This is a genomic window from Neisseria sp. P0014.S002, from assembly GCF_051958295.1.
Lineage (GTDB): Bacteria > Pseudomonadota > Gammaproteobacteria > Burkholderiales > Neisseriaceae > Neisseria > Neisseria flavescens_B.
Genome location: NZ_JBQCVO010000009.1, coordinates 1 through 26,534 on the forward strand (window position 1 = coordinate 1; position 26,534 = coordinate 26,534).

The 26,534-nt window shown below is 51.5% G+C and carries 24 protein-coding genes and 1 tRNA gene; 12 read left to right on the top strand and 13 right to left on the bottom strand.

Annotation, left to right across the window (positions count from 1 at the left end; all coding sequences use genetic code 11):
* Positions 1-104: 104 nt before the first annotated feature.
* The 4 genes from ACTHSX_RS08810 to ACTHSX_RS08825 all read right to left on the bottom strand — a co-directional run bounded on the left by ACTHSX_RS08810 (position 105) and on the right by ACTHSX_RS08825 (position 5,301).
* A complete protein-coding gene (locus ACTHSX_RS08810) occupies positions 105-1,529 on the bottom strand; it encodes an alanine/glycine:cation symporter family protein (RefSeq protein ID WP_440377425.1) in 1,425 nt (474 codons plus the stop codon).
* 262 nt (positions 1,530-1,791) lie between these two features.
* A complete protein-coding gene (gene lysS, locus ACTHSX_RS08815) occupies positions 1,792-3,303 on the bottom strand; it encodes a lysine--tRNA ligase (protein WP_107858168.1) in 1,512 nt (503 codons plus the stop codon).
* Positions 3,304-3,482: 179 nt separating this feature from the next.
* On the bottom strand, positions 3,483-4,925 hold the full coding sequence (gene aldA / locus ACTHSX_RS08820; protein WP_440377426.1) for an aldehyde dehydrogenase: 1,443 nt from the start codon (positions 4,923-4,925) through the stop codon (positions 3,483-3,485).
* Between the two features lie 300 nt (positions 4,926-5,225).
* Positions 5,226-5,301 (bottom strand) — tRNA-Lys (locus tag ACTHSX_RS08825).
* A gap of 182 nt (positions 5,302-5,483) precedes the next feature.
* On the opposite strand from ACTHSX_RS08825, the gene ACTHSX_RS08830 reads away from it, so the two are divergent.
* Positions 5,484-5,915: an Ag473 family lipoprotein gene (locus ACTHSX_RS08830; RefSeq protein WP_003749309.1), complete on the top strand. Its 432-nt coding sequence runs from the start codon at positions 5,484-5,486 to the stop codon at positions 5,913-5,915.
* Positions 5,916-5,982: 67 nt separating this feature from the next.
* On the opposite strand, the gene ACTHSX_RS08835 is transcribed toward ACTHSX_RS08830, so the two are convergent.
* Positions 5,983-6,957 (bottom strand): TerC family protein, encoded by a 975-nt coding sequence (locus tag ACTHSX_RS08835; protein WP_440377427.1) that lies wholly within the window; start codon positions 6,955-6,957, stop codon positions 5,983-5,985.
* A gap of 33 nt (positions 6,958-6,990) precedes the next feature.
* The gene (locus ACTHSX_RS08840) at positions 6,991-7,440 is read right to left on the bottom strand and encodes a CopD family copper resistance protein (RefSeq protein WP_222571312.1); all 450 of its coding nucleotides are present in this window, start codon (positions 7,438-7,440) and stop codon (positions 6,991-6,993) included.
* A gap of 254 nt (positions 7,441-7,694) precedes the next feature.
* On the opposite strand from ACTHSX_RS08840, the gene ACTHSX_RS08845 reads away from it, so the two are divergent.
* Positions 7,695-7,907, top strand: coding sequence for a glycine zipper 2TM domain-containing protein (locus ACTHSX_RS08845; RefSeq protein WP_003684747.1), 213 nt, complete (start codon positions 7,695-7,697; stop codon positions 7,905-7,907).
* 63 nt (positions 7,908-7,970) lie between these two features.
* Here ACTHSX_RS08845 and ACTHSX_RS08850 read toward each other — a convergent pair whose 3' ends face one another.
* The 5 genes from ACTHSX_RS08850 to ACTHSX_RS08870 all read right to left on the bottom strand — a co-directional run bounded on the left by ACTHSX_RS08850 (position 7,971) and on the right by ACTHSX_RS08870 (position 12,106).
* A complete protein-coding gene (locus tag ACTHSX_RS08850) occupies positions 7,971-8,891 on the bottom strand; it encodes a hydrogen peroxide-inducible genes activator (protein ID WP_004520212.1) in 921 nt (306 codons plus the stop codon).
* Positions 8,892-8,894: 3 nt separating this feature from the next.
* Positions 8,895-9,158: a cell division topological specificity factor MinE gene (gene minE / locus ACTHSX_RS08855; protein WP_003680625.1), complete on the bottom strand. Its 264-nt coding sequence runs from the start codon at positions 9,156-9,158 to the stop codon at positions 8,895-8,897.
* A 3-nt stretch (positions 9,159-9,161) separates the two neighbouring features.
* Complete coding sequence (minD, locus tag ACTHSX_RS08860; protein WP_049330767.1) at positions 9,162-9,977, bottom strand: septum site-determining protein MinD; 816 nt, start codon at positions 9,975-9,977, stop codon at positions 9,162-9,164.
* Between the two features lie 26 nt (positions 9,978-10,003).
* Positions 10,004-10,723, bottom strand: a complete 720-nt coding sequence (minC, locus tag ACTHSX_RS08865; protein WP_063076223.1) for a septum site-determining protein MinC — start codon at positions 10,721-10,723, stop codon at positions 10,004-10,006.
* A gap of 147 nt (positions 10,724-10,870) precedes the next feature.
* The gene (locus tag ACTHSX_RS08870) at positions 10,871-12,106 is read right to left on the bottom strand and encodes an FAD-binding domain-containing protein (protein ID WP_440377428.1); all 1,236 of its coding nucleotides are present in this window, start codon (positions 12,104-12,106) and stop codon (positions 10,871-10,873) included.
* A gap of 125 nt (positions 12,107-12,231) precedes the next feature.
* Here ACTHSX_RS08870 and ACTHSX_RS08875 point away from each other — a divergent pair, with 125 nt between their 5' ends.
* The 6 genes from ACTHSX_RS08875 (at position 12,232) to ACTHSX_RS08900 (ending at position 21,063) form a co-directional block, all read left to right on the top strand.
* On the top strand, positions 12,232-13,074 hold the full coding sequence (locus ACTHSX_RS08875) for an ATP-grasp domain-containing protein (RefSeq protein ID WP_440377429.1): 843 nt from the start codon (positions 12,232-12,234) through the stop codon (positions 13,072-13,074).
* A gap of 379 nt (positions 13,075-13,453) precedes the next feature.
* A complete protein-coding gene (locus ACTHSX_RS08880) occupies positions 13,454-14,845 on the top strand; it encodes an alanine/glycine:cation symporter family protein (protein WP_440377430.1) in 1,392 nt (463 codons plus the stop codon).
* An 83-nt stretch (positions 14,846-14,928) separates the two neighbouring features.
* Positions 14,929-16,185, top strand: coding sequence for a D-amino acid dehydrogenase (locus ACTHSX_RS08885; RefSeq protein WP_440377431.1), 1,257 nt, complete (start codon positions 14,929-14,931; stop codon positions 16,183-16,185).
* A gap of 180 nt (positions 16,186-16,365) precedes the next feature.
* A complete protein-coding gene (gene zupT, locus ACTHSX_RS08890) occupies positions 16,366-17,175 on the top strand; it encodes a zinc transporter ZupT (RefSeq protein ID WP_004520220.1) in 810 nt (269 codons plus the stop codon).
* Positions 17,176-17,271: 96 nt separating this feature from the next.
* Positions 17,272-20,103, top strand: coding sequence for a valine--tRNA ligase (locus ACTHSX_RS08895; protein ID WP_440377432.1), 2,832 nt, complete (start codon positions 17,272-17,274; stop codon positions 20,101-20,103).
* A 93-nt stretch (positions 20,104-20,196) separates the two neighbouring features.
* The gene (locus ACTHSX_RS08900) at positions 20,197-21,063 is read left to right on the top strand and encodes a hypothetical protein (RefSeq protein WP_440377433.1); all 867 of its coding nucleotides are present in this window, start codon (positions 20,197-20,199) and stop codon (positions 21,061-21,063) included.
* A gap of 257 nt (positions 21,064-21,320) precedes the next feature.
* Here the strand turns inward: ACTHSX_RS08900 and ACTHSX_RS08905 are convergent, their stop codons facing one another.
* Positions 21,321-22,262 (bottom strand): ABC transporter ATP-binding protein, encoded by a 942-nt coding sequence (locus ACTHSX_RS08905; RefSeq protein WP_440377434.1) that lies wholly within the window; start codon positions 22,260-22,262, stop codon positions 21,321-21,323.
* A 15-nt stretch (positions 22,263-22,277) separates the two neighbouring features.
* The gene (locus ACTHSX_RS08910; protein WP_440360648.1) at positions 22,278-23,168 is read right to left on the bottom strand and encodes an NUDIX domain-containing protein; all 891 of its coding nucleotides are present in this window, start codon (positions 23,166-23,168) and stop codon (positions 22,278-22,280) included.
* A gap of 123 nt (positions 23,169-23,291) precedes the next feature.
* On the opposite strand from ACTHSX_RS08910, the gene ACTHSX_RS08915 reads away from it, so the two are divergent.
* From ACTHSX_RS08915 to hrpA, 4 genes are all read left to right on the top strand, one after another.
* Entirely contained in the window at positions 23,292-23,876 is a 585-nt protein-coding gene (locus tag ACTHSX_RS08915) for a beta-class carbonic anhydrase (protein WP_070461258.1), read from the top strand.
* 18 nt (positions 23,877-23,894) lie between these two features.
* A complete protein-coding gene (nadD, locus tag ACTHSX_RS08920) occupies positions 23,895-24,500 on the top strand; it encodes a nicotinate-nucleotide adenylyltransferase (RefSeq protein ID WP_440377435.1) in 606 nt (201 codons plus the stop codon).
* A 58-nt stretch (positions 24,501-24,558) separates the two neighbouring features.
* Positions 24,559-24,945: a ribosome silencing factor gene (gene rsfS, locus ACTHSX_RS08925; RefSeq protein ID WP_002246503.1), complete on the top strand. Its 387-nt coding sequence runs from the start codon at positions 24,559-24,561 to the stop codon at positions 24,943-24,945.
* A 108-nt stretch (positions 24,946-25,053) separates the two neighbouring features.
* Entirely contained in the window at positions 25,054-26,448 is a 1,395-nt protein-coding gene (gene hrpA / locus ACTHSX_RS08930; RefSeq protein WP_440377436.1) for an ATP-dependent RNA helicase HrpA, read from the top strand.
* Positions 26,449-26,534 lie beyond the last annotated feature (86 nt).

Below are 26,534 nucleotides of genomic sequence, written 5' to 3' on the forward strand. Positions count from 1 at the left end.
AGGTGCTCATGAGAAATCCCCTAAATGTCTTGGTGGGAATTTAGGGGATTTTGGGGAATTTTGCAAAGGTCTCGGCCGTCTGAAATTTCAGACGGCCTTTGGTTTTACCAGATATCGGATTTGATTTTGCGTTTCAAGCCCGGGTGTTCAGAGAGTTTGAACTCTGGGTCTTTGCCCATTTTCAGCTTGGCTGTGTAGTCTTTCAACAGCAGGAAGGCAAGTGGTGACAGGAGCAGGATGGCGATGAGGTTAATCCATGCCATGATGCCCATTGCCATGTCTGCCATATCCCATACCAAGGGTACGTTGACAACTGCGCCGAAGTAGACCCATGCCAAAACCAGCATGCGGAAAACGGCGGTAACCAGCCAATGGCTCTTGATGAATTGGACGTTGGACTCGGCATAGGCATAGTTGCCGATAACGGTTGAAAAGGCAAACATAAACAGGATGACGGCAAGGAAGCCCGCGCCCCATTCGCCTACCTGGCTGACGATTGCCGCTTGGGTCAGCGCCGCACCGCTCAGGTCGCCGTAAGGCTGTTGATAGGTCAAGACGATAAAGGCGGTGCATGAGCAGACGATGATGGTATCGACGAAAACGCCCAGCATTTGAATCATGCCTTGGGAGACGGGGTGTTTCACTTCGGCTGCGGCTGCGGCATTCGGCGCGGAACCCATACCCGCCTCATTGGAATACAGACCGCGTTTGATGCCCTGCATCATGGTGGTCGAAATCAGACCGCCGAGGAAACCGCCTGCAGCCGAATCGAAGTTGAACGCGTTGGAAAAAATCTGACCGAACACGTCAGGAATCAGGGAAATATTGGTAACAATGATGAAGAGTGCTATGACGAGATATAAAACCGCCATCAGCGGAACGATGATTTCCGCAGCTTTGGATACGCGGCGGATACCGCCGAAGATAATCGGGGCAGTCAGAATGACCAGGGCGACGCCGACATAGTGTTGATCCCAGCCCCATGCCGCTTTGGTGGTATCGGCGATGGTATTGGTCTGTACAGCTTCAAATACAAAGCCGAAACAGAAAATCAGGCTCAGGGCGAACAAAACGCCCAGCCATTTTTGTCCCAAGCCTTGAGTGATGTAGTAGGCAGGGCCGCCGCGGAAGTGGTGGTTGTCGTAGTCCCGGACTTTAAAGAGTTGGGCCAGTGAAGATTCGACAAACGCTGAACTCATGCCGATTAAGGCGGTTACCCACATCCAGAACACTGCGCCCGGCCCGCCGAGTTTGATGGCGATCGCCACGCCGGCGATGTTGCCCACGCCTACGCGGCTGGCCAAGCCGGTAACGAATGCTTGGAACGGTGTGATTCCGTGCGGGTCATCACCTTGTTTGCGACCGCCCAGCATTTCTTTGATACTGCGGCCGAAGAGACGGAATTGTACAAAACCGGTGGTAACGGTGAAAAAGAGGCCTGCGCCTAAAAGCATATATACCAACCCCGACCACATTGGGTCGTTGATGGCGTTTACCCAGCCGTGAAGCTGTTCGAAAAATTGATCCATACAAACCTTTCAGAGTTTCTGCATTTTCAGACGGCCTATGTGTGAAGGCTGTCTGTAACTGGATGTATTCTAGCAGACTGTCAACAAACTGAAAAACGTTTACATATTCTTTTTTATATTATCTTTTTGATTATCATGTGATTTTATTATTATGGTGTAAAGGATTTATCGATTTTAATTTTTCCGTTTTACATATTTGAACAAAAAGGCCGTCTGAAAACAGAGTCTTGTTTTCAGACGGCCTTGATTTTATTTCAATGCGTTATTCGGGACGCATTTGCGGGAACAGAATCACGTCGCGGATGGTTTGCGAATCGGTCAGCAACATGACCAAGCGGTCGATACCGATGCCGCAGCCGCCTGTCGGCGGCAGGCCGAATTCCATTGCGCGGATGTAGTCGGCATCGTAGTGCATGGCTTCGTCGTCGCCGGCATCTTTTTGTGCCACTTGCGCCTTGAAGCGTTCGGCTTGGTCTTCTGGATCGTTCAACTCGGAGTAGCCGTTTGCCAGTTCGCGGCCGACAACGAAAAGCTCGAAGCGTTCGGTCAAGCCCGGTTTGCTGTCAGATGCGCGTGCCAATGGCGACACTTCGACAGGGTAGTCGATGATGAAAGTCGGGTTCCACAGTTTGCTCTCAGCGCAACCTTCAAACAGGGCAAGCTGCAGGCTGCCGATACCCGGAGATGGAGGCAGGCTTTCGCCGTGTTTGACGATTTCTTTTTTCAGCCATTCTTCATCGTTCAACTGCTCATCGGTGTAGTGCGGATTGTATTTTTTGATGGCACCGAGAATGGTCAGGCGTTCAAACGGGCTTTCCAAATCGACTTCTTTGCCGTTGTAGCTGATTTTTGCCGTGCCGTTTACCGCGCGGGAAGCGTTGCGGATGATGTCTTCCGCCATTTGCATCATGCGTTCGTAGTCGGAGAAGGCTTCGTAGAATTCGATCATGGTGAATTCAGGGTTGTGGCGTACGGACATGCCTTCGTTACGGAAGCTGCGGTTGATTTCAAACACACGTTCCAAACCGCCGACAACCAAGCGTTTCAGATACAGCTCGGGCGCAATGCGCAGGTAGAGCGGAATGTCCAAGGCATTGTGGTGGGTAACGAATGGTTTTGCTGTCGCACCGCCCGGAATCGGGTGCATCATTGGGGTTTCAACTTCCAAATAATGCTCGTTCACCATGAAATTACGCACGGATTGGATGATTTGGCTGCGTTTGATGAAGGTATTGCGCGACTCTTCGTTGGCAATCAAATCGACGTAGCGTTGGCGGTATTTGGTTTCCTGATCGCTCAAACCTTTGTGTTTGTCCGGCAGAGGGCGCAGGGATTTGGACAGCAGGCGGATGTTGGACACGCGCACGGTCAATTCGCCGTGGTTGGTTTTGAACAAAGTACCTTCCGCGCCGACGATATCGCCCAAGTCCCAGTGGTTGAAGTCGTCCAAAACTTCTTGGCTCACGCCTTTGTTGTTCAAATAAAGCTGGATTTGACCGGTAACGTCTTGAATGGTGGCGAAGCTGGCTTTGCCCATTTGACGTTTGAGCATCATGCGGCCGGCAACTTTGACGGGAATGCCTTGCGGGTCTAGTTCTTCTTTGCTGATTTCACCGTATTGGGTATGCAGGTCGGCGGCAAAGCTGTCGCGTTTGAAATCGTTAGGGTAGGCGTTGCGTTCTTTGCGGATGTTGTGCAGTTTCTCGCGGCGCAGGGCGATGATTTGGTTTTCGTCCAACTGCGGCTCGATTTGCGGATTGTTTTGTTCGCTCATGGTGTTTTCCGGAAAAATGAGTCAGGCTGCCGGAGTTTGCAGACGGCCTGAATAAAGTGAAAAATTGGCTCTATTTTACGCGATGTCGGTGTTTTTTTCTATAAAGGCAGAAAGGCCGTCTGAAACCTGAAAAATCGGTTTCAGACGGCCTTTTGTTTCATGAAGGGCCGTATCGGCGGTTAGATATCGGTTTCCAAATAAACGACTTGGGTTTGCAGATATTCTTCCAAACCGTGTTTGCCGTCGGCACCGCCGATACCTGATTTTTTCCAACCGGCATGGAAGCCCTGCATGGCTTCGAAGTTTTCGCGGTTGATGTAGGTTTCGCCGAAACTCAGGCGGCGGGTTACATAAAACGCTTCATTCAGATTGGTGGTATAGACGGAGCTGGTCAGGCCGAATTCGCTGTCGTTTGCCAAAGCGATGACTTGATCGAGCGTGTCGAAAGTGGCAACCGGCAGGACGGGGCCGAAGGTTTCTTCCTTCATGATGTCCATGCTGTTGTCGGTATCGGTCAGCAGGGTCGGCTCGAAGAAATAGCCGCGTCCTTCGGCGCGTTTGCCGCCGCAAACCAAAGTTGCGCCTTGTCGAACTGCGCGTTCGACTTTTTCTGCAACGGATTTTACGGCACGCTCTTCAATCAACGGGCCCATTTCCAGTGCGCCTGCTTCAGCTTCGGCCGGATTGCCGTAGCGCACGCCTTTCATGGCGGCAGTCATTTTTTCGATAAACGCGTCTTTCAGGCTGCTATGGACATACACGCGTTCAGCGCAGTTACAGATTTGGCCGGTATTGCCCACGCGTGAAGCCAAGATGGATTTGACGGCCAGATCCAAGTTGGCATCTTTCAGGACGATGGCAGGGGCTTTGCCACCCAGTTCCAGTGAGACTTTGGTGATGTTGGTAGCGGCGGCTTCCATCACTTGGCGGCCGGCATCGACAGAACCGGTTAGGCTGACCATATCGACTTGTGGATGCGATGCCAAGGCATTGCCGATTTCTGCGCCCGGGCCGTTAACGACGTTGAATACGCCGGCCGGTAAGCCTGAAGCATGAACGATTTCAGCAAAGATGTGGCAGTTAATCGGGGTAACGCTGCTTGGTTTGACGACGATGGTATTGCCTGTTACCAAAGCCGGGCCCATTTTGCGGGCGATCAGGAAGAATGGGAAGTTCCACGGCAAAATGCCGGCGATCACGCCTAAAGGACGTTTGAACAATAAAATGTTTTCGCGCGGACGGTCGCTTTGGATGATTTCGCCTTCATAACGGCGCGCCCATTCTGCTTGATAGTCGAGATAATCGGCAGTGAACATGACTTCTATGCGTGCCAAATCTTTGGTTTTGCCGCCTTCGGCAACAATGGTATCAGTCAGCTCGTCGGCGCGTTCACGGATGCCTTGGGCAATTTTGCGCAGGTATGCGCCGCGCTCAACGGCAGGCAAACGCTCCCATGCAGTTTGCGCATCTCTGGCTGCGGCAATGGCACGATCAACATCGGCTTTTCCGCCTTTAGGCTCACGCGCGATGACTTCTTCAGTTGCTGGATTCAATACATCACGCCATGTGCCGTTAAAGTCAGTTTCAAAGCGGCCGTTGATATACATAGACAGTTGTTTCATCAAACCTTCTCCTGTTGTTGTAGTTGGATGTAGTTTTAGTCTATGCCTAAATTGTCTGGCATACAAGAGGATTTGGCGTGGGTTGATGGTAGGTATTTGGAAGTTTTTAGAAAAAGATGATGGGTGGGGAGTTGGGTTTGATTGATTCAAGAGGTTGGTGATGCTTTGAGTTATATCTATAACAGCATTGTGACAAAGCTCGAATATTCTTGATGTTGATAATAATGGAGGTATTGAGTGAAGAAAGGCTTGATGGAGAATATAAAAAAACCTGCTTTTTTCAAAGCAGGTTTTCATATTTGGTGGGTCGTGAGCGATTCGAACGCTCGACCAACGGATTAAAAGTCCGCTGCTCTACCGACTGAGCTAACGACCCGATAAGCTGTGCATTATAGGGAACTTGTTTCTTTTCGTCAACTGTTTTTTTGAAATTTTTTTCAAAAAACGTAAATCGGTTGTTATTTGGCGTTAATTCTCCCTTTTTCGAGTATTAATTATGTTATGATTTTCTAATCTGTCAGTTCTGATGGATATTTTTTAGACCAAAGGATATACAACATGAAAAAATTATTGATTGCTGCGATGATGGTAGCTGGTTTGGCTGCTTGTTCTCAAGAGGCGAAACAGGAAACTCAAGAAGCGGCTTCTGCCGTTGCTTCTGATGTGAACGCTGCTGCCGAACACGCGGCTTCTGCTGCCGATGCTGCTGCTTCCGAAGCTAAAGGCGCTGCTGAACAGGCTGTTTCTGACGCTAAAGAAGCCGGTGCCGATGCGAAGGAAACTGCGGAGAAAGCAATTTCCGATGCTAAAGAAACTACCGGTAAAGCCATCGATGGTGCTAAAGAAGCCAGCGACAAAGCCTTGGACGATGCAAAAGCTGCTGTGGGCGAAGCTAAAGACGCTGCCAAAGATGCGGCTAAAGATGCTTTGGGTAAAGCTGCCGATGCAACTCAAGAAGCTGCCGACAAATTGAAAGACGCTGCTAAATAAGCTGGTGTCAGATACAAAAAGGCCGTCTGAAAAAATGTTTTTCAGACGGCCTTTTTGTATCGGCAGATTATTTTTTCTCTTGCTGACGCGTGTACACCAAAGAAGTCAGGATGGACGCGCCCAGTGCGCCGAAGACGACGGACAGGGAAATGGAAATCGGGATATGCACCCAGTACATAATCAGCATCTTAATGCCGATAAAGCTCAACACGAAAGCCAAGCCGTATTTGAGGAAAATAAAGCGTTCGGCAAAGTCTGCTAGTAGGAAGTACATGGCACGCAGGCCCAAGATGGCAAAAATGTTGGAAGTGAGGACGATGAAAGGGTCGGTGGTTACGGCAAAAATAGCGGGGATGCTGTCCACGGCGAAGATGACGTCGCTCAATTCGATCATAATCAATACCAGCAAAAGCGGCGTAGCGATGCGTTTGCCGTTTTCAATGGTAAAGAATTTTTCATCGTCAAACTGTTGGCTGGTCGGGATGACTTTTTTGAGCAGGGTCAGGATCTTGTTTTGGGAAAGATCTTCTTCAGCTTCGGTTTCGGGCTTCATCATATGAATGCCGGTGTATAAGAGGAATGCGCCGAAGAGGTACAAAATCCATTCAAATTGTTGTACCAAGGCGGCGCCGATGAAGATCATGATGGCGCGCAGGACGATGGCGCCGAATACGCCATAGAGCAAGACGCGGTGTTGGAATTTGGGTTCGACTTTGAAGTAGCCGAAAATCATCAGGAAAACGAAGATGTTATCGACGGCAAGGGATTTTTCGAGTACATAGCCGGTGAAGAATTCGAGGACTTTTTCTTTGGCGACAACGGCCCCGTAAGTCGGGTTGCCCGCCAGTTCAAAATAGAGCCAGCCTGCAAATGCACAGGATACGGTCACCCAAATACCGCTCCAAGCGAGGGCTTCTTTGATGCTGACTTTGTGGGCGCCGTTTTTTTTCAGCGATACCATATCGATGGCGATCATGATTAAGACGGCAATAAAAAAGATGCCGTAAAACATCGGCGAGCCGACGGACGGGTATTGGGTCATAAAAAATCCTTGTGTGTGGGGTATAGGTAAGGTTTACCAAGACAGGTAGAACATCGCCTTGGCAAAAAAGACGATAAACAGCATATGGCTGAAGACAACGGCGTGTATGTATTTCGACCAGCCGACGGTGAGGGTGTGCCGTGCCATTTTGACGACGGCGATGGCAAAATGTACCAAAACGCTTATTGCCAACAGGATTTTGATGCTCAGCATGATGCCGAAAGAGCTGTCGAATGGGTGGTGCAGTATCGGCAGGTAGCGGTTGTACACCATCACGATGCCGCTGATGAACAGGGTAATGACGACAGGCGGCATTACGCGTACGGCACGATAGGACATGGCACGTTCGACTTCGCGGCGCGATTCGCGTGAAACGCGGCCGGTGTGCAAAACGGAGAGAACCAGCATTTCGAAAAATACGCCGCCGACAAAGGCAATCGCGCAATAAACGTGGATGATGTGTGCCAGTGCGTAGGTACTCATGACGGGTGTTTCCGGTAGTTCAGACAAGTCGTCATTGTATCACTACCGAATGCGGTTGATGTATGCGCAATTTTATGCCAAAGATATTAAATTTTATAAATATTCTATTGGAATTTCCGTTTGTTTTTGAAGTTAACCGTTCATCAAAAGCGTTATCTTAGTTTAATCTGTCTTTACTTATCAGAAAATATATTAATGAAAGGTTGTGCCATACTGTTCCATATACAGCTTAACCCCTGATGGAGAATCAAACCATGAAGAAAACTTTCGCAAAAACTGTGACCTTGATCATGCTGGCCGCCTCTTTGGGGGCATGTGCCAATATGACTCAAACCCAACGCAACACTGCTGCTGGTGCGGTATTGGGTGGCGTGGCAGGTAACTTGATTGGTGGCGATACCGGCTCTACCTTGGGTGGTGCGGCTTTGGGTGGCGTTATCGGCAGTCAAGTTCATACCCGCTACTAATCCTTTATTCGGTTAGAAATAAAAAGGCCGTCTGAATATTCAGACGGCCTTTTGTTTTGTGGTTTATTCGTTGACGAACGTTACACCGGTCAGTTGCGATTGCAAAATAGCAGTGCGCAAAGCAGTCAGTGCTTTCGGGCGGACAAAGTTGCGGCGATAGGCCAAAACGACACGGCGGTGCGGCGCATTGCCTTCAAACGGGATAATGCTGAAAAGCATATGGTCGTTTTCGGTCAATGCGGTAGCAGGCATGACGCTGATGGCCAAACCGCTGGCAACCATGTGGCGGATGGTGTTGATGGAGCTGCCTTGCAGGGTATTGGTCAAACCTTGGATTTTCTGTTTGGAAGCCAATTCGGAACAGCTTGCCAACACTTGGTCGCGCATACAGTTGCCTTCGGACAGCAGCAACACTTGTTCTTCGCCCAAAAGCTGAGGCGTAACGGCATCGAGTTCTTCAAAGTGATGGCCTTTGGGAACGATGACGAAGAAAGGTTCGTCATACAGAGGCTCGGTTACGATGCCCGGCTCTTGGAACGGCTCGGCAACGACGATTGCATCGACATCGCCACGTTTGAGCGACTCGGTCAGGATGTGGGTATAGTTCTCTTCCAGCATCAGCGGCATTTTCGGTGCGGTTTCACGCAGCGCGGTAATGAGCTTGGGCAGAAGGTAGGGGGCAACGGTGAAAATCAGGCCGAGTTTGAATGCGCCTTCCAATTCGTTTTGCTCTTCATTGGCAAGGTGCTTGATGAGTTCTGCTTCTTCCAGAACCCGGCGGGCTTGGGCGACAATGCGCTCGCCCGCTTCGGTCGTGATGATGTCGTTGCTGCTACGGTCGAACAGGGATACCGACAGCTCTTCCTCCAGCTTTTTGATGGCGATGGAGAGGGTGGGCTGGCTGACAAAGCAGCGTCGTGCGGCACGTCCGAAGTGACGTTCTTGTGCGACGGCTACGATGTAACGCAATTCGGTCAAGGTCATGTGTTAAGCCTTTTTTTGTTCCGGCAGGGTGATGTTCAGCTCAAGAACGTCCAAGCCGTCTTGTTTCTCTTGGGAGATGCGGATATCGTCCAATGATACGTTGACGTATTTGGACAGGACTTCCAACAACTCTTTGCGCAGGGTCGGCAGATAGTCCGGAGCTTGGCCTTCTTGTGCGCGCTCTTGCGCGATGATGATTTGCAGGCGGTCGCGCGCGACTGTGGCGGTTTTCGGCTTTCTGCCGAACAGCATATCGAGCAGTGACATGTATTAACCTCCGAACAGTCGTTTTAAGAAGCTTTTCTTCTCAGCTTCGAGGAAACGCATTTCGCGGTTTTCACCCAAGAGGCGGGCAATAACGTCTTTGTAGGCTTCGGCTGCGGCGGCATTGTCTTGGTGGATGACAGGTTCGCCGGCGTTGGAAGCTTGCAGAACGTTTTGTGATTCAGGAATCACACCGATCAACGGAATACGCAAGATGTCGCAGATGTCTTGTACAGACAGCATTTCGCCTTTGGCTACGCGCTCAGGGGAGTAGCGGGTAATCAGCAGGTGCTCTTTAACAGTGCTGCCTTGTTCTGCTTTGCGGGATTTGCTTTGCAAAATGCCCAAGATGCGGTCGGAGTCGCGGACGCTGGATACTTCCGGATTGGTGGTAATGATGGCTTCGTCGGCAAAGTAGAGTGCCATCAGTGCACCTTGTTCGATACCGGCAGGGGAATCGCAGATAATGAATTCGAAGCCCATTTTTTCGCTGGCCAGCTCTTTCATCACGTTGTCTACGCCTTCGCGGGTCAGTGCGTCTTTATCGCGGGTTTGCGAGGCGGGCAGGATGTAGAGGTTTTCGCAGTTTTTGTCTTTAATCAGGGCTTGGTTGAGTGTGGCTTCGCCTTGGATGACGTTGATGAGGTCATACACGACGCGGCGTTCGCAACCCATAATCAGGTCGAGGTTGCGCAAACCGACGTCGAAGTCGATTACGGCGGTTTTGTGGCCACGCAGGGCCAGGCCGGTTGCGATGCTGGCGCTGGTAGTGGTCTTGCCTACGCCGCCTTTACCTGAAGTTACTACGATGATTTTGGACACGATATTTCCTTTTTAAGTACTGATGTTTATTCGGCGTCGATTGCGCTGATAACCAGTCGGTTGTCTTGCAATGATACTTGTACGGGTTTTTTGTGCAGATGCTCGGGCAGGTCTTGCTCGAAGTTGCGGTATATACCGGCAACGGAGACTAATTCGGCCTGCATGGAATGAATAAAGATGCGCGCGTTGGTATTGCCTTTTGCACCAGCCAACGCTCTGCCGCGCATGGGGGCGTAAATATGGATGTTGCCGTCGGCGATGAGTTCCGCACCTTGGCTGACGATGCCGGTAACGATGAGGTCGCCGTTTTCAGCGTAAACCTGCTGGCCGGTACGCACGGGCGTGCTGACCAACACGGTCGGATTGTTGATGACGGTGGCTTGTACGTCTTGCGGCTGCGGTGCTTGGCGCGGAGCAGGTGCTGCCTGTGTGTCGGCTGCCTGGGTGGAGTTGCCTTGTTTGAAGACCAAGTGGTAACGCGCCGCCGCTGCCGCCCATGTGTCGCTGGTGTGGTGCAACCCTAAAATTTGCATGCCGTAACGGGCAAACAGGGAAATCATGCCACCTAAATCGATGGATTCGGGATGGTCGAAATCTTGTACGTCTAAAATAAAGGGAACGAATTCGTCTTGGGATTGGCCTGCCAGTTGGCGCAGGAATTCTTCCAATTCGGTTAAATCTGCGGTGTGCAGATGGATGGATAAGACGTCCAAACGTGACGTTTTTATGTCGAATGCGGGTTTCATTGTCATGAAATAATAAAATTTTTTAATGACGTAAGTTTACCGTGTAAATCTTGGCTATTCAATCTGTTTGGCCGTCTGAAACCAAAATATTTTGTTTGAACGTTTTTCAGCTGTATTTAGTGTGGTTTTTTGGTGTGAACGCAGGTTTCAGACGGCCTTGGGAAAGGGGTAGCCGTGTGTGTCGATGTCATCGGCGACGGCCCACGGCGTGTGGATGAGGGTGGAGGGCAGGTGTGCCAATTCGGGGATGTAACTGCGGATGTAGCTGCCGTCGGGATCGATTTGATGCGAACGGTGGGCATAGCGGACGGTGGCCGTATCTTGTGCAGCGAGGTGCCAGTTGGCTTGGTTGAGCGCGGGGTCGGTGCCGGTTTGGACGGAGGCTGTCCATGCGATGCCTTGATTGGGGTCTAGGTTGAGCGCATGGCAGAAATAGTGGGCGCACAGCTGCTGGAGAACGGGGTGTAAGTGGCCGGTGGCTTCGAGGCCGCGGATGGAGGCGTCGATGATGGGTACGCCGGTTTGGCCGTGTCGCCAGTATTCGCGTACCGGCGCGGCATCGGTTGTTTCGGGCAGGCGGCGGTGGTAGGCGAGCTGGTAGCAGTAGTCGCGGAAAATAAGCTTGTCCAGCCACTCGAAATGTCGGTTTGCCAAGCCTTCGGCGGCCAGCAGGCGCGGTGAAATGCAGCCTGAGGACAGGTAGGCATTGAGGAGGCTGGTGTTTTTTCGTGCCGGAAAATTTTGGGTAATCGGGTAGTGAACCAAATTCTGTTTGAACGCGTGCCATTGCGTTAAGGCTGCGGTTTCGCCGCCCTGTTGATAGGCAGGCAATACTGCGCCGGTATGGGCTGGAAACAGTGGAACGTTTTGTCCGGTTTGAACAGGCAATTTGGTTTCAGACGGCCTTTGTCCTGAATAAGCCTGCAACCATGCTTGTTTATAGGCGGCAAAATCGGTGTAGGGCAGGCCGTTGGCATCCATGAGGGGGAATTTGGCCAAAATGCCGCGGTCGTTGGCGTGTTGCAGGGCAATGCCTGCCCGGTCGAAATTGTGCCAGAGGTGGTTGTCTTGGCGGATTTCGGCTTCGGTGTAGGCTTCGTCTGTGATGACGGTATGGGCATTGAGCGCAGCAGCCAAGTGGAGGAGGTCTTTGTCGGAAGCAACGACATATAAAGGGATATGGTGTGCCGCCAGACGGGTATGTAGCTCTTGTGCGGCTTGATAATGGAACAGGCTTTGACGCGGATTGTGGTTTTCAGACGGCCTTTGGCTGACCCAGACGCAGGCGATGGACAAACCGCTTGCAACGGCGGCATTAAGCGCGGTATTGTCGTGCAGGCGGAGGTTGCGGCGGAACCAGACAAGGACGTGAGCAGATTTCATGAGCATGTTCCGACGGAAAAGGGAAAACCATTTTATCAGAATCAGCCTCATGTATCAGGCCGTCTGAAAAATCTTTTGGTTTGATTTTGCTATATAATTTTGGTTTTAGCAATGAGGCGGCAACCATGACCGAGCAAACCGTTTTGGCACTCATTACCTGCCAAACTTATCCCGAACCATCGGACAACCTGAAAACATTGGCGGCATGCTTGGAAACCATGGGCGTGAAAACCGTATTTGATGCGTGGCAAAACCATCCGTCCGCGCCGTTTTTGCTGCCTTTGTGTGCATGGGATTATGCCGCCGAACCCGAAGCCTTCCGCCAATGGCTGGAGCAAGCCGAGCAGGCGGGGCAGCGTTTTATCAATCCGCCCGAGCTGATGGCTTGGAATATGGAAAAGACTTATTTGTGCGATTTGGCGGCGTGCGGCGCGCGAGTGATTCCCAGCGTGTTCGTTCCGCCGCAAAAAGCCGAATTGGCCGACATCCTGAACCGACAAGGCTGGACGGAAGCAGTCATCAAGCCGGCATTCGGGCAGAGCGGCAAAGGCGTGGTCAAAGTTTGTGCGGAGGTATTGGACGTGGATATGGCGGATTATCCGCAAGGCATGATTGTTCAACCTTATATCCGCGAAATCGAAACGGCGGGTGAAACCTCGCTGGTGTTTTTCAACGGCGTATTCAGCCATGCCGTACGCCGTCAGCCGCCTCAAGGCGAATGGCGCGCCAACTCGGCCTATGGCGTGTCGGTATTTGGTATCGAGCCGCCCGAGTTTGCCGTCCGTGCCGCGCAAGACGCACTGGCCGCTTTGCCGCAAATGCCGGTTTACGCCCGAGTGGACGGCACATTGGTCGGCGACACCTTCCTGCTCAATGAATTGGAACTTATCGAGCCCGCCCTGTATTTGCACACCAGCGAAGGCACGACGGAACGCTTTGCCCGAGTGTTGGCACAGTTGCTTGGGTAACATTCATCAACCTGACTTTATAAATAACAAGCCTCAGGCCGTCTGAAAACCATCTTTCAGACGGCCTGAGGCTTTTTTTAAACAAGATTTGCGCATTTGTATTTTTCAATAATGTGCCATTTGTCGATTGTGTCATTTTAATTGTTGCAGTCTTAATTGATGGTTGATTAACTTTCATTTGGCATTTTATCTCGGCCGCAGCCTTTATTTTTAGCGGATTGTAAACAATCTGGTCGGTCTAAATAGATATCTTTTTAGGGTAAAACCTCAAAAATCTTTTTAAAAAGAAAGATATTGTCTTATTGAATATTCTGTGCTGAAATTACATGACACTACAAAAAGTAGTGCATAAAAAATAAAACAGACAAAGGAGAAAGCCATGCAATTTTTTTTAGATAATCTCAAAGCCTTTTTCGAAACCATCAGCGGCTGGGTCTGGGGACCTATTATGTTGATGCTGCTGGTCGGTACGGGCATTTTGCTGACCGTTTTGCTGAAAGGCTTGCAGTTCACCATGTTGGGTTATGCGCTGAAACAGGCGTTTGTGCCGTCAAAGAAGCATGAAGACGGCGAAGACCACGAAGGCGATATTTCCCATTTTGCGGCGTTGATGACCGCGCTGTCCGCCACCATCGGTACGGGCAACATCGCCGGTGTGGCGACTGCGGTGGTAACCGGCGGCCCGGGCGCGGTATTTTGGATGTGGATGACCGCCATTTTCGGCATGGCAACCAAATACGGCGAGGGCGTGTTGGCGGTGAAATACCGCGTCACCAATTCCAAAGGTGAAATGTCCGGCGGCCCGATGTACTACATCGAAAAAGGCTTGGGCAAAAACTGGAAATGGATGGCCGTTGCATTTGCGCTGTTCGGCACATTCGCTTCATTCGGTATCGGCAGCTCGGTGCAGTCCAACTCGGTTGCGCAGGCAGTGCAAACCAGCTTCGGTGTCGAACCTGCCTACACCGGCGTGATATTGACCGTATTAACGGCCATTGTGCTTTTGGGCGGCATTAAGGGCATCGCCAAAGCCGCGTCCTTTATCGTACCTGCCATGGCTGTGTTTTATGTAGTAGGCGGTATTACCATTATCGTGATTAATTCCGATGTACTGATGCCTGCCGTCAAACTGATTTTCTCCGATGCGTTTAGCGCGCAAGCCGTGGCAGGCGGTGCCATCGGTACAGTCATCCGCTACGGCGTGGCGCGCGGCGTGTTCTCCAATGAGGCGGGTATGGGTTCTGCACCGATTGCCGCCGCAGCCGCGAAAACCGACCACCCCGTCCGTCAGGCTTTGGTTTCCATGACCGGTACTTTTTTGGACACCATCGTTGTCTGCTCGATTACCGGTATCGTGTTGGTCATGGGTCTGCTCGGCGCAGGTGGCGAGTTTGTGAAACCTGAATTGAGCGGCGCGGCGCTGACAACCGTCACTTTCCAAAAAATGCTGCCCGGCATCGGCGGCTGGATTGTGACCATCGGCCTGATTTTCTTTGCCTACTCAACCATTCTCGGCTGGTGTTATTACGGCGAGAAATGCGCGGTTTACGTTTTCGGCGAGAAGTTTGCCGGTTTGTACCGCGTCGGTTATGTTTCTTCGGTCATGCTGGGAACCGTGTTGAGCCTTGATTTGGTGTGGCTGGCTTCGGACACATTCAACGGCTTGATGGCTTTGCCCAACCTGATTGCGCTTTTGTTGATGGCGAAAGTCATCGTCAATGAAACGCGCGATTTCAAACAAAAAATCAAAAACGGCGAATTGCCGCATTAATATACAAGGCCGTCTGAACCTGAACATTCAGACGGCCCGATGTATATTAAGTTTGTTTTGAAAAAAGTCAGAGGAGGAACAAAATGAAAGTGCTTGTTTTAGGTGCGGGTGTTGCCGGTATATCCTGCGCTTGGTATCTGGCGGAAGCCGGACACGAAGTCACAGTCATCGACCGCGCCGAGGGCGTGGCGATGGAAACCAGTTTTGCCAACGCAGGCCAGCTCTCTTACGGCTATACCACGCCTTGGGCTGCACCCGGTATCCCGACCAAAGCGCTGAAATGGCTGTTTAAAAGCCATCCGCCTTTGCTGTTTCGCCCTGACGGCAGCCTGTATCAAATCGAATGGCTGTGGCAAATGCTGCAAAACTGCACGGCAGCGCGCTATCAAACCAACAAAGAGCGCATGGTCAGGATTTCCGAATACAGCCGTGAAATGTTCCGCCGTTTTGAAGCGCAAACCGGCATGAATTTTGAAGGGCGCAAAAAAGGGACGTTGCAGATTTTCCGTCAGGCTAAAGAAGTTGAAGCGGCAGAACAAGACATTGCCGTTTTGGAACGCTACGGCGTGCCGTACCGCCGTCTGAAACCCGAAGAATGTGCAGAGTTTGAGCCTGCGCTGGCGCGCGTTACCGCCAAAATTGCCGGCGGCCTGCACCTGCCTGCAGACGCGACCGGCGACTGCCATCTGTTTACCGAAAATCTATACAAATTGTGTCAGGAAAAGGGCGTACAGTTTCATTTCAACCAAACCATCAGCCGCATCGACCACAACGGACTGCGCATCAAAGCCGTTGAAACCGAAACAGGGCGGTTTGAAGCAGATGCCGTTGTCTGCGCGCTCGGCTGCTTCAGCAGGACTGTGTTGGCGCAGTTGGATCTCAATCTGCCGATTTATCCCGTCAAAGGCTATTCCTTGACCCTGCCGGTCACAAATTCCGACGGCGCACCGGTGTCCACTGTTTTGGATGAAAGCTACAAAGTCGCCATCACACGCTTTGACAACAGAATCCGTGTCGGCGGCATGGCGGAATTATCCGGCTACGAAATCAAACTGCCCGAAAAACGCCGCGAAACATTGGCTTTGGTCGTCAACGATTTATTCCCCGAAGGCGGCGACTTGAATCAGGCATTGTTCTGGAGCGGCCTCAGACCGATGACGCCCGACAGCACGCCGTTAATCGGGCGCACCCGCTTTGAAAACTTATTCCTAAATACCGGCCACGGCACTTTGGGCTGGACCATGTCGCTGGGTTCGGCAAAATTAACTGCCGATATCGTGAGCGGCAAAGACACCGAAATCCGAAGCGACGATTTGAGCCTGTCGCGCTATCAGGCTTAAGCTGGAAAGCGATAAGGTTTAGTGACATTTCAAACTTAAGGGCCGTCTGAAAATCATTTTTCAGACGGCCTTATGTTTCAAAATCCGTGTATCCAATCAATAAAATAAATAATAACTATTATCATATGCATTAAAAAGTGTTAGTCTGAACCTGTCCCAGCTTTTAGCGCAGGTTTTCTCATGCCCGATTTTTCGATGTCCAATTTGGCCGTTGCCTTTTCCATCACGCTGGCTGCCGGTTTGTTTACCGTATTAGGTAGCGGCTTGGTGATGTTTTCCAAAACGCCCAATCCGCGCGTGTTGTCGTTTGGTTTGGCATTTGCCGGCGGTGCGATGGTGTATGTCTCCCTGACGGAGATTTTCAGTAAATCCAGTGAGGCGTTCGCTGAAATTTATGATAAAGACCACGCGTTTGCGGCAGCGACCATGGCATTTTTGGCTGGGATGGGCGGCATCGCGCTGATTGACCGCCTGGTGCCGAACCCGCATGAAACCTTGGATGCTCAAGATCCGTCGTTTCAAGAAAGCAAACGTCGCCATATCGCGCGAGTCGGCATGATGGCGGCGTTTGCGATTACGGCGCACAACTTTCCCGAAGGCTTGGCGACGTTTTTTGCCACCTTGGAAAATCCGGCGGTCGGGATGCCTTTGGCCTTGGCGATTGCCATCCATAATATTCCGGAGGGCATTTCCATCGCCGCGCCGGTTTATTTTGCCACCCGAAGCCGTAAGAAAACGGTATGGGCGTGTCTGCTATCTGGCCTGGCCGAGCCTTTGGGGGCGGCTTTGGGCTATTTGATTTTGCAGCCGTTTTTGTCGCCTGCCGTGTTTGGTTCGGTATTCGGTGTGATAGCTGGTGTGATGGTGTTTTTGGCGTTGGACGAGCTATTACCGGCCGCCAAACGTTATTCAGACGGCCACGAAACCGTTTACGGCCTGACAACGGGTATGGCGGTAATCGCCGTTAGCCTGGTATTGTTCCATTTTTAAAACCCGTATGCCAAAGGCCGTCTGAAATGATTCAGACGGCCTTTTTGCGTTATAATCCGCACATCAAAAATAACCTTAATTTCACAAAGTTCCATCATGTTAGACAAATACAATCCAGCCGAAATCGAATCCAAACATTATCAAAACTGGGAAGAGCAGGGCTATTTCCAGCCTGATATGGATTTGACGAAACCGTCTTTCTCCATCCAATTGCCGCCGCCCAATGTAACCGGCACGCTGCACATGGGTCATGCCTTCAACCAAACCATCATGGACGGCCTGACCCGCTACTACCGCATGAAAGGCTGCAACACCGCCTGGATTCCGGGTACCGACCACGCGGGCATCGCCACGCAAATCGTGGTCGAACGTCAGCTTGCCGCGCAAAACGTGTCCCGTCATGACTTGGGCCGTGAAAAATTCTTAGAAAAAGTGTGGGAATGGAAAGAAGTTTCCGGCGGCACGATTACGCAGCAGATGCGCCGCGTGGGCTGTTCTGCCGACTGGACGCGCGAGTATTTCACGATGGACGACGTGCGCGCCGAAACCGTAACCGAAGTGTTTGTGCGCCTGTTTGAACAGGGCTTGATTTACCGCGGCAAACGCTTGGTGAACTGGGATCCCGTGCTCGGTACGGCGGTGTCGGATTTGGAAGTGGAAAGCGTGGAAGAACAAGGCTCTATGTGGCACATCCGCTATCCGCTGGCGGACAATCCCGCCGAAGCCGTTATCGTCGCGACCACCCGCCCCGAAACGCTGCTGGGCGACGTTGCCGTAGCCGTCAGTCCTGAAGACGAACGTTATACCCATTTGATCGGCAAGGAATTAATCCTGCCGCTGACCGGTCGCACCATCCCCGTGATTGCTGACGAATACGTTGAAAAAGACTTTGGCACAGGTTGCGTGAAAATCACGCCTGCGCACGACTTCAACGACTACGAAGTCGGCAAACGCCACGACACGCGTTTGGTGAATGTGTTCGATTTGGAAGCCAAAGTGCTGGCAAATGCCGAAGTATTCAACTTCAAAGGCGAAGCGCAACCAGGCTTTGCCCTGCCTGAAAAATACGCAGGCTTGGACCGTTTTGCCGCGCGCAAACAAATGGTTGCCGATTTGCAGGAACAAGGCTTCTTGGTCGAAATCAAACCGCACACGCTGATGACACCGAAAGGCGACCGTACAGGTTCGGTGATTGAGCCGATGCTGACCAACCAATGGTTTGTCGCCATGTCCGCCACGCCAAACGGCGGCGAGCCTGACAGCGAATTCAAAGGCTTGAGCCTTGCCGACAAAGCCAAAAAAGCTGTTGACAGCGGCGCAGTGCGCTTCATCCCTGAAAACTGGGTCAACACCTACAACCAATGGATGAACAACATCCAAGACTGGTGTATCTCGCGCCAACTGTGGTGGGGGCATCAAATCCCCGCGTGGTACGACAACGAAGGCAATGTGTACGTTGCCCGTAATCAGGAAGAAGCCGAAAAACAAGCCGGCAAAACTGGTTTGACCCGCGAAGAAGACGTATTGGATACATGGTTCTCCTCCGCGCTCGTGCCGTTCTCTACACTCGGCTGGCCGTCTGAAACCGACGAACTCAAAGCCTTCCTGCCATCCAATGTCTTGGTAACAGGTTACGAAATCATCTTCTTCTGGGTGGCGCGCATGATTATGATGACTACCCACTTTACCGGCAAAGTACCGTTTAAAGACGTGTACATCCACGGCATCGTGCGCGACCACGAAGGCAAAAAAATGTCCAAATCCGAAGGCAACGTCATCGATCCTGTGGATTTGATTGATGGCATCGACTTGGAAAAACTGCTGGTAAAACGTACCACCGGCCTGCGCAAACCCGAAACCGCGCCGAAAGTGGAAGAAGCCACCAAAAAACTCTTCCCCGAAGGCATCCCTAGCATGGGCGCGGACGCATTACGCTTCACCATGGCGAGCTATGCCAGCCTCGGCCGCAGCGTCAACTTCGACTTCAAACGTGCCGAAGGCTACCGCAATTTCTGCAATAAATTGTGGAACGCCACCAATTTCGTGTTGATGAACACCGAAGACAAAGACTGCGGTCAAGACGAAATGCAGCCGTTGGCGTTTACCTTTGCCGACCAATGGATTATCGGCAAACTGCAACAAGCCGAAGCCGCCGTTGCCGAAGCCTTTGAAACCTACCGCTTCGACCTTGCCGCACAAACGCTGTACGAATTTGTGTGGAACGAATATTGCGACTGGTACATCGAGCTGGCAAAAGTGCAAATCCAAACCGGCTGCCCGACAACCCAGCGCACCACACGCCGCACCCTCGTGCGCGTACTCGAAACCATTCTGCGCCTGCTGCACCCAATTATGCCGTTCATTACCGAAGAGCTGTGGCAGGTCGTTGCGCCTCTGGCGAATGCCAAAACCGCCGACAGCATTATGTTGGCCGCCTATCCGCAAGCCGATAAAGAACAAATCGTTCAGACGGCCTTCGACAAAATGGCCGCATTGAAAGACTTGGTGGAAGAAGTGCGCAAACTGCGCGGCGAAATGGGTATCGCGCCAAACGTCAAAGCCCCGCTGTTTGTCGAAGGCGGCAGCGACTTGGCCGACTGCCTCAAATACCTGCCCGCGCTCACCCGCCTCACCGAAGCCAAGCTGGTGAACAAACTGCCCGAAGCCGAAGACGCGCCCGTGGCCGTCTGCAACGGCGCGCGCCTGATGCTCAAAGTGGAAATCGACAAAGCCGCCGAAACCGCCCGCCTGACCAAAGAAGCCGAAAAACTGCAAAAAGCCTTGGACAAACTCAACGCCAAACTGTCCAAACCCGGCTACACCGACAAAGCACCGGCGCATCTGGTGGAGAAGGATAAGGCGGATTTGGCGGAGTTGACGGATAAGATGGGGAAAGTGGAAGCGCAGTTGGCGAAGTTGAGGGGGTAATTTAAAAACAAAATTTGCCTGGAAACAAAAATCTGTTTTCAGGCATTGAATTACCAAATCAATATCTAATCAATATTAGATTAGGATGAAATTATGAATGTAATAAAATATGTATGTAATTTGATTAAAAATTTCTTTTTGTGGATCTTCGGAGGATCACTAAAAAATGGACTAAGATCAATAATACTTTTTATATTAGGGGTAGTGGCAACAATCTGGCTTACGAATAACAATTTATTTGAAAGTTACGAAGATAAAATTACTCGTAAAGGGTATAAAGTCAATCAAGAGGGATATTGGCGAGCGTATCAAGATAAAGATAAAGATGTCATTGAAAATTTTTTAAAATTAAAAAATAAAAAACCAGAACAATATGGTGCATTAAAATTTGATCCAAAGTTTTTTTATGAATTTATTCTTAAAAAAGAAGATAGCGTTTTATTTTATTCAAACAATAAAGATTTACTCAAGACTAATGATTTATGCTTTCAAACATCAGATCTAAATCTTGATAGAAAGGACAATCTTGAAGGAGTAAGCGAAACATTAATTTTCTACGATAAAAAATTCTACCAACCAGAATCTTATAGATTCTTACAGGAATTATGCAAAAAAGAAATGGAAGGAATCAGCAATTTACAAGCCAAAATAAATGAAAACATTAAAAATTATGATGAAGTCATTAAAAAATATGACTTAATTGTTAAAAATGAATTAGGCGATAACTCCCAAGCAGCTAGATTTAAAGAAGATATAAAACAATATTCGATGTGTAGTAAGAATATTTATAGAGCGATGACTTCTTCAATTTGTCAGCTTAATCTTGAAACCAACAATAATGTATTAAAAGAATTGCAAGAAAATGAGGAATATCAAGATGCCTTATACAAAAAGGGTGTGTTAAGTAATTTAATTAACCCATGTAAGCTAGATGGAATAACACTAAGTTGTTATGAATAAGCAAGCGTAGGTTGGGTCAAGACCCAATAAAACCGTTAAATCATCCTGTTTTGTGTTGGGTTTTCAACCCAAGCTACCCAAAGGCTGTCTGAAACTGCTCTTTCAGACAGCCTCCCCATTTTCAGGTTGCCCTTCCCCAAGGCAGCCTGAAACCTTTCCCCCGCCCCAAACCCATCTGCCGTCATTCCCGCCTGCGCGGGAATGACGGTGTTTGTTGCTTTTCAGACGGCCTTTTTCTTTTTTTTAATCCATCACATTCAATCAAACCAAACAATCTGATTTTCATCCACGCTGATGCGGATTTCCTGTCCGGTTTGCGGTTTGTCTGCATTGTGGTCGGCGTGGGGATACCAAATCAAATCGCCGTATTGCGGATGGGCGAGGGTGAGGCGTGTGCCTTCGGCGAGGGGGACGGCTTCGCTGATGCGGACGGCTGTGCCGTTCGGGTCGAATCGGATGGCGTGTTGGGGAATGTAGCGTGTGTCGCCGGTGTTGGACAAACCGAGCAGCAGGGCGGCTTGGGCGTTGACGGGGCGGCGGATAAGGGTTTCCGGTGTGCCGTGTTGGAGGATGCGGCCTTCGTGCATGATGGCGATGGTGTCGGCCATGGTGCAGGCTTCTTCGGCGGAGTGGGTCACGAGGATGGCGGGGATGTTTTGACTGCGGATGCGTTCGGCGGTCAGGGTGCGCAGGTGGTGGCGCAGGTGGGTGTCGAGGCTGGAGAAGGCTTCGTCCAAGAGCAACAGTGACGGGCGCGTGATGAGGGCGCGTGCGAGGGCGAGGCGTTGCTGTTCGCCGCCGGAGAGACTTTCGGGTTTACGTTGCGCTTCGTGTTCCAAACCGATGTCGCGCAAGGCCTGCATGGATTGTTCTTCGATTTCGGCTTTGGGCAGGCGGCGCATTTTGAGGCCGAAACCGACGTTGTCGAGGGCGGTTAAATGCGGCAAAAGGGCGTAGTCTTGAAACATCAGCGAGATATTGCGCTTTTCAGACGGCATGTCGGTGATGTTGTCGCCGTTGAGCCAGACTTCGCCGCTGTCGGGACGCACCAGGCCGACGATGGTTTTGAGCAGGGTGGATTTGCCGCAGCCGGAGCGGCCGAGTACGGCGAGGATTTCGCCTGCTTCGACGTTTAGATTAATGTCTTGGGCAACGGTTTTGCTGCCGAAGCGTTTGTTGATGTTTTTGAGTTGCAACATGGTTTCAGACGGCCTTTAAAAATGGGGTCGGCAACGGATGCTGTCGAGCCATGCGGACAGCGGATGTTTGGGGTCGATCAGGCCGTATCGACGGCAGGCTTCGATCGTGACCAGCTGGGCATCGTGCATCATGTGTCCGCCCAACATGGCATCGAGCAGAGTAGGGATGTCCATCAGTTCAAAACCGGCGACTTCGCCGTCTTGGTTGGCGGGTTGGAAGCCTTCGGGCAGGACGATGTCGAAGATATACAGGATTTCGTTGTGGACACCGCGATTAACGGGGCGCAAACTATATATTTGGGCGGTCGGTCGGATATGGGGTGTTAACGAAGCGGGAATGCCGGCTTCTTCTTCGCCTTCGCGGCAGACGGCTTCAGACGGCCTCTCGCCGCTGCTGATGCCGCCGCCGGTCAGATTGTCGTGTTTGTTTGGATCGACGGCTTTGTGCGGACTGCGGCGGCCTATCCAAAAGCGCAAACCGTCTTCTGTTTCGACCAATCCGTTCAAATGCACTGCCTGACTCATCAGGCCGAACGGACGGAAGGCTGCGCGTTCGAGTGCGCATAAAGGCTTGCCCGACTGGTCGCAGATGTCGAACTTTTCACCGCGCCAACCTTTGAGCCAACCGCACTCGCGCCATTGTTGCGCCAGCGTTTGTAAACTGTCGCCCATCTGAGCCCAGCTGTCTGTTTCCAAATTCAGGCCGTCTGAAAGGGTTGACTGCCTGCCTGTCCAATCTTGCCCGAGGCGTTCGCGCCATAATGGGTTCAGACGGCCTAAAGGCAGGCCGTTGAGATACAGAATGCACCAATCGTCGGATGCGCCATAGCTTGTCTGCGCCCAATCCCACAATGCGTCGTGGACATCGGGTGTGAATACTTGTTCAAAACGGAAAGACTGAGACATGGCGCATCCTCCAAAAGAACTAAAGATACGTCGATTTTAGCCGTTTACGGCGAATTTGCAAAACGACCATATTCCCTGAAAACAGCTATAATAGAGTAAACCATCCGAAACGAGCACATCATCATGAGTGAATTGACCGATATCCTTTCCTACAACCAACGTTTCGTTGAATCGGGAGAGTACGAAAAATATTTCACCAACAAATACCCCGGCCGCGAGCTGGCCATCCTTTCCTGCATGGACGCACGCATTATCGAATTGCTACCCAATGCCTTGGGCTTGAAAAACGGCGATGCCAAGCTCATCAAAAACGCCGGCGCGCTGGTGACCCACCCTTGGGGTTCGGTGATGCGCAGTTTGTTGGTCGCCGTATTTGAACTCAAAGTCAAAGAAATCATGGTCATTGCCCACCACGACTGCGGTATGCGCGGACTACACGCAGAAGAGTTCCTCCAGCGCGTACACGACAGCAATATCCCCGATGACCGCATCGAAACCCTGCGCAATGCCGGTATTGATTTGGACGGTTGGCTGACCGGTTTTGACAACGTCGAAGACAGCGTGCGCCATACCGTCGAGCTGATTCGCAAACATCCGCTGATGCCCGACAATATCGCCATCCACGGCCTGGTCATCCACCCGACCACAGGCAAGCTCAACCTGATTGTTGACGGCAGTCTGCCTGCTTCAGACGGCCAAAACATCTAACGCAGACACCACCACGAAATGAAAAACATCGGATTATTCGGCGGCACGTTTGACCCCATACACAACGGCCACCTCCACATCGCCCGCGCCTTCTCCGACGAAATCGGTTTGGACCTTGTCGTCTTCCTGCCGGCAGGCGACCCGTACCACAAAGACAGCACGCGCACGCCGGCAAAAGAGCGCCTCAATATGGTCGAACTCGCCATCGCCGACGAGCCGAAATTCGCCGCCAGCGACTGCGACATCGTCCGCGACGGCGCGACTTATACGTTTGACACCGTCCAAATCTTCCGCCAGCAATTTCCCGGCGCGCAACTGTGGTGGCTGATGGGCAGCGACAGCCTGATGCAGCTGCACACATGGAAAAAATGGCAAACCCTCGTGCGCCAGACTAATATCGCCATCGCCATGCGCCAAGGCGACAACCTCAACAAAACCCCGCGCGAATTGCACGCATGGCTCGGCGAAGCCCTGCAAAACGGCAGCGTTCGCATCCTCAATGCGCCGCTGCACAACACCAGCTCCACCCAAATCCGCGCCGATCTCGCTAAAACGCACCATTCAGACGGCCTGCCGCAACCTGTCGCCCAATACATCCGCCAACACAAACTCTATGAAAAATAGCGTTTATTCAGGCAGATAAGCTATAATGCCGTCTGAAAACATTTCAACTAGGAAAATAATGAACGAACAAGAATTGCAAGACCTGCAAAAAATGGTCGAAGTGGCCGTAAACGCCCTTGAAGACATTAAAGCCAAAGACATCTCTGTTTTGGAAACCCAAGACAAAACCTCCCTGTTCGCCCGCATGATTATTGCCAGCGGCGACAGCACACGCCAAGTCAAAGCACTGGCAAACAACGTTGCCGTCGATTTGAAAGAAGCCGGTTTCGAAATCCTCAGCACCGAAGGCGACAGCGGTGAATGGACGCTCGTCGACGCAGGCGACCTTGTTGTCCACGTCATGCTCCCTGCCGTGCGCGACTTTTACGACATCGACACCTTGTGGGGCGGAGAAAAACCGAGTTTCCACGCCGGTATGCAAAAACCTTGGCACGCCGCCGACTAAAACGGTTTATCCATACAAAGGCCGTCTGAAACTTGAAAGCAAGCAAGTTTCAGACGGCCTTTTGCTATAATTCCATTCTTTTCACATTATTTAATTCATTGCACCATCATGCCGCAACCCGATTTCGCCCAAACCCTCTCCAAAGACCGCCATTTTCTGCGATCTGCCTTTAAAAACCCCAATAAATACGGAGGCTTGGCCAAGGTTGAGGAAAAATACAAAAAATCGCACGACCTCTATTTGCAACGCCTGTCCAAACTGCCCAAGCCCGAATTCGACAACACGCTGCCCGTTCACGAAAAACTCGACGAAATCAAAAAAGCCATTGCCGAAAATCAGGTAACGATTATTTGCGGCGAAACCGGTTCGGGCAAAACCACGCAGTTGCCCAAGATTTGTCTGGAACTCGGGCGCGGGGCGGCGGGGCTAATCGGGCATACCCAGCCGCGCCGTTTGGCCGCGCGCTCGGTGGCGGAGCGGATTGCCGAAGAGCTGAAATCGGAAATCGGCAGCGCAGTGGGCTATAAGGTGCGTTTTACCGACCACACCTCGCGCGATGCCTGCGTCAAGCTGATGACCGACGGCATCCTGTTGGCGGAAACCCAGACCGACCGTTATCTCGCCGCCTACGACACGATTATCATCGACGAAGCGCACGAGCGCAGCCTGAACATCGACTTCCTCTTGGGCTATTTGAAACAACTGCTGCCGCGCCGCCCCGACTTGAAAGTCATCATCACTTCGGCCACGATAGACGCAGAACGCTTTTCCCAACACTTCAACGGCGCGCCCGTTTTAGAAGTAAGCGGACGCACCTATCCCGTCGAAATCCTCTACCGACCGCTGACCAGCAAAGACGAAGACGACGCAGAAGTCGAGCTGACCGATGCGATTGTCAATGCGGCCGACGAATTGGCGCGATATGGCGAAGGCGATATTTTGGTGTTCCTGCCGGGCGAGCGCGAAATCCGCGAAGCCGCCGAAGCCCTGCGCAAATCCACGCTGCGCCGCAACGACGAAATCCTGCCCCTGTTCGCACGCCTGTCGCACACCGAACAGCACAAAATCTTTCACCCCTCAGGCGCGAAACGCCGCATCGTGTTAGCAACCAACGTCGCCGAAACTTCGCTCACCGTGCCGGGCATCAAATACGTCATCGACACCGGCCTCGCGCGCGTCAAACGCTATTCCGCACGAGCAAAAGTGGAGCAGCTTCATGTCGAAAAAATCTCCCAAGCCGCCGCCCACCAACGCTCCGGCCGCTGCGGACGCGTCTCCGCAGGCGTGTGTATCCGCTTATTTTCAGAAGAAGATTTCAATAGCCGCCCCGAATTCACCGACCCCGAAATCGTCCGCAGCAACCTCGCCGCCGTCATCCTGCGCATGGCATCGCTGAACCTGGGCGATGTGGCGGCATTCCCATTCCTCGAAGCGCCGGACCAGCGGTATATCAATGACGGTTTTCAAGTGTTGCTGGAATTGGGTGCGGTGGAGGCCGTCTGAAAATAAAAGTTTTCTTAATAAGAAGGCAGGCTATGCTTCATTTTCAGACGGCCTAAAAAAAACTATTGAAAAGGGAATATTGGGTT

Excerpts from the sequence above, each read along its gene's own strand:
- ACTHSX_RS08810 (WP_440377425.1), bottom strand. The coding sequence starts at position 1,529 with ATGGATCAATTTTTCGAACAGCTTCACGGCTGGGTAAACGCCATCAAC.
- lysS (WP_107858168.1), bottom strand. The coding sequence starts at position 3,303 with ATGAGCGAACAAAACAATCCGCAAATCGAGCCGCAGTTGGACGAAAAC.
- aldA (WP_440377426.1), bottom strand. The coding sequence starts at position 4,925 with ATGAAACAACTGTCTATGTATATCAACGGCCGCTTTGAAACTGACTTT.
- ACTHSX_RS08830 (WP_003749309.1), top strand. The coding sequence starts at position 5,484 with ATGAAAAAATTATTGATTGCTGCGATGATGGTAGCTGGTTTGGCTGCT.
- ACTHSX_RS08835 (WP_440377427.1), bottom strand. The coding sequence starts at position 6,957 with ATGACCCAATACCCGTCCGTCGGCTCGCCGATGTTTTACGGCATCTTT.
- ACTHSX_RS08840 (WP_222571312.1), bottom strand. The coding sequence starts at position 7,440 with ATGAGTACCTACGCACTGGCACACATCATCCACGTTTATTGCGCGATT.
- ACTHSX_RS08845 (WP_003684747.1), top strand. The coding sequence starts at position 7,695 with ATGAAGAAAACTTTCGCAAAAACTGTGACCTTGATCATGCTGGCCGCC.
- ACTHSX_RS08850 (WP_004520212.1), bottom strand. The coding sequence starts at position 8,891 with ATGACCTTGACCGAATTGCGTTACATCGTAGCCGTCGCACAAGAACGT.
- minE (WP_003680625.1), bottom strand. The coding sequence starts at position 9,158 with ATGTCACTGCTCGATATGCTGTTCGGCAGAAAGCCGAAAACCGCCACA.
- minC (WP_063076223.1), bottom strand. The coding sequence starts at position 10,723 with ATGAAACCCGCATTCGACATAAAAACGTCACGTTTGGACGTCTTATCC.
- ACTHSX_RS08870 (WP_440377428.1), bottom strand. The coding sequence starts at position 12,106 with ATGAAATCTGCTCACGTCCTTGTCTGGTTCCGCCGCAACCTCCGCCTG.
- ACTHSX_RS08875 (WP_440377429.1), top strand. The coding sequence starts at position 12,232 with ATGACCGAGCAAACCGTTTTGGCACTCATTACCTGCCAAACTTATCCC.
- ACTHSX_RS08880 (WP_440377430.1), top strand. The coding sequence starts at position 13,454 with ATGCAATTTTTTTTAGATAATCTCAAAGCCTTTTTCGAAACCATCAGC.
- ACTHSX_RS08885 (WP_440377431.1), top strand. The coding sequence starts at position 14,929 with ATGAAAGTGCTTGTTTTAGGTGCGGGTGTTGCCGGTATATCCTGCGCT.
- zupT (WP_004520220.1), top strand. The coding sequence starts at position 16,366 with ATGCCCGATTTTTCGATGTCCAATTTGGCCGTTGCCTTTTCCATCACG.
- ACTHSX_RS08895 (WP_440377432.1), top strand. The coding sequence starts at position 17,272 with ATGTTAGACAAATACAATCCAGCCGAAATCGAATCCAAACATTATCAA.
- ACTHSX_RS08900 (WP_440377433.1), top strand. The coding sequence starts at position 20,197 with ATGAATGTAATAAAATATGTATGTAATTTGATTAAAAATTTCTTTTTG.
- ACTHSX_RS08905 (WP_440377434.1), bottom strand. The coding sequence starts at position 22,262 with ATGTTGCAACTCAAAAACATCAACAAACGCTTCGGCAGCAAAACCGTT.
- ACTHSX_RS08910 (WP_440360648.1), bottom strand. The coding sequence starts at position 23,168 with ATGTCTCAGTCTTTCCGTTTTGAACAAGTATTCACACCCGATGTCCAC.
- ACTHSX_RS08915 (WP_070461258.1), top strand. The coding sequence starts at position 23,292 with ATGAGTGAATTGACCGATATCCTTTCCTACAACCAACGTTTCGTTGAA.
- nadD (WP_440377435.1), top strand. The coding sequence starts at position 23,895 with ATGAAAAACATCGGATTATTCGGCGGCACGTTTGACCCCATACACAAC.
- rsfS (WP_002246503.1), top strand. The coding sequence starts at position 24,559 with ATGAACGAACAAGAATTGCAAGACCTGCAAAAAATGGTCGAAGTGGCC.
- hrpA (WP_440377436.1), top strand. The coding sequence starts at position 25,054 with ATGCCGCAACCCGATTTCGCCCAAACCCTCTCCAAAGACCGCCATTTT.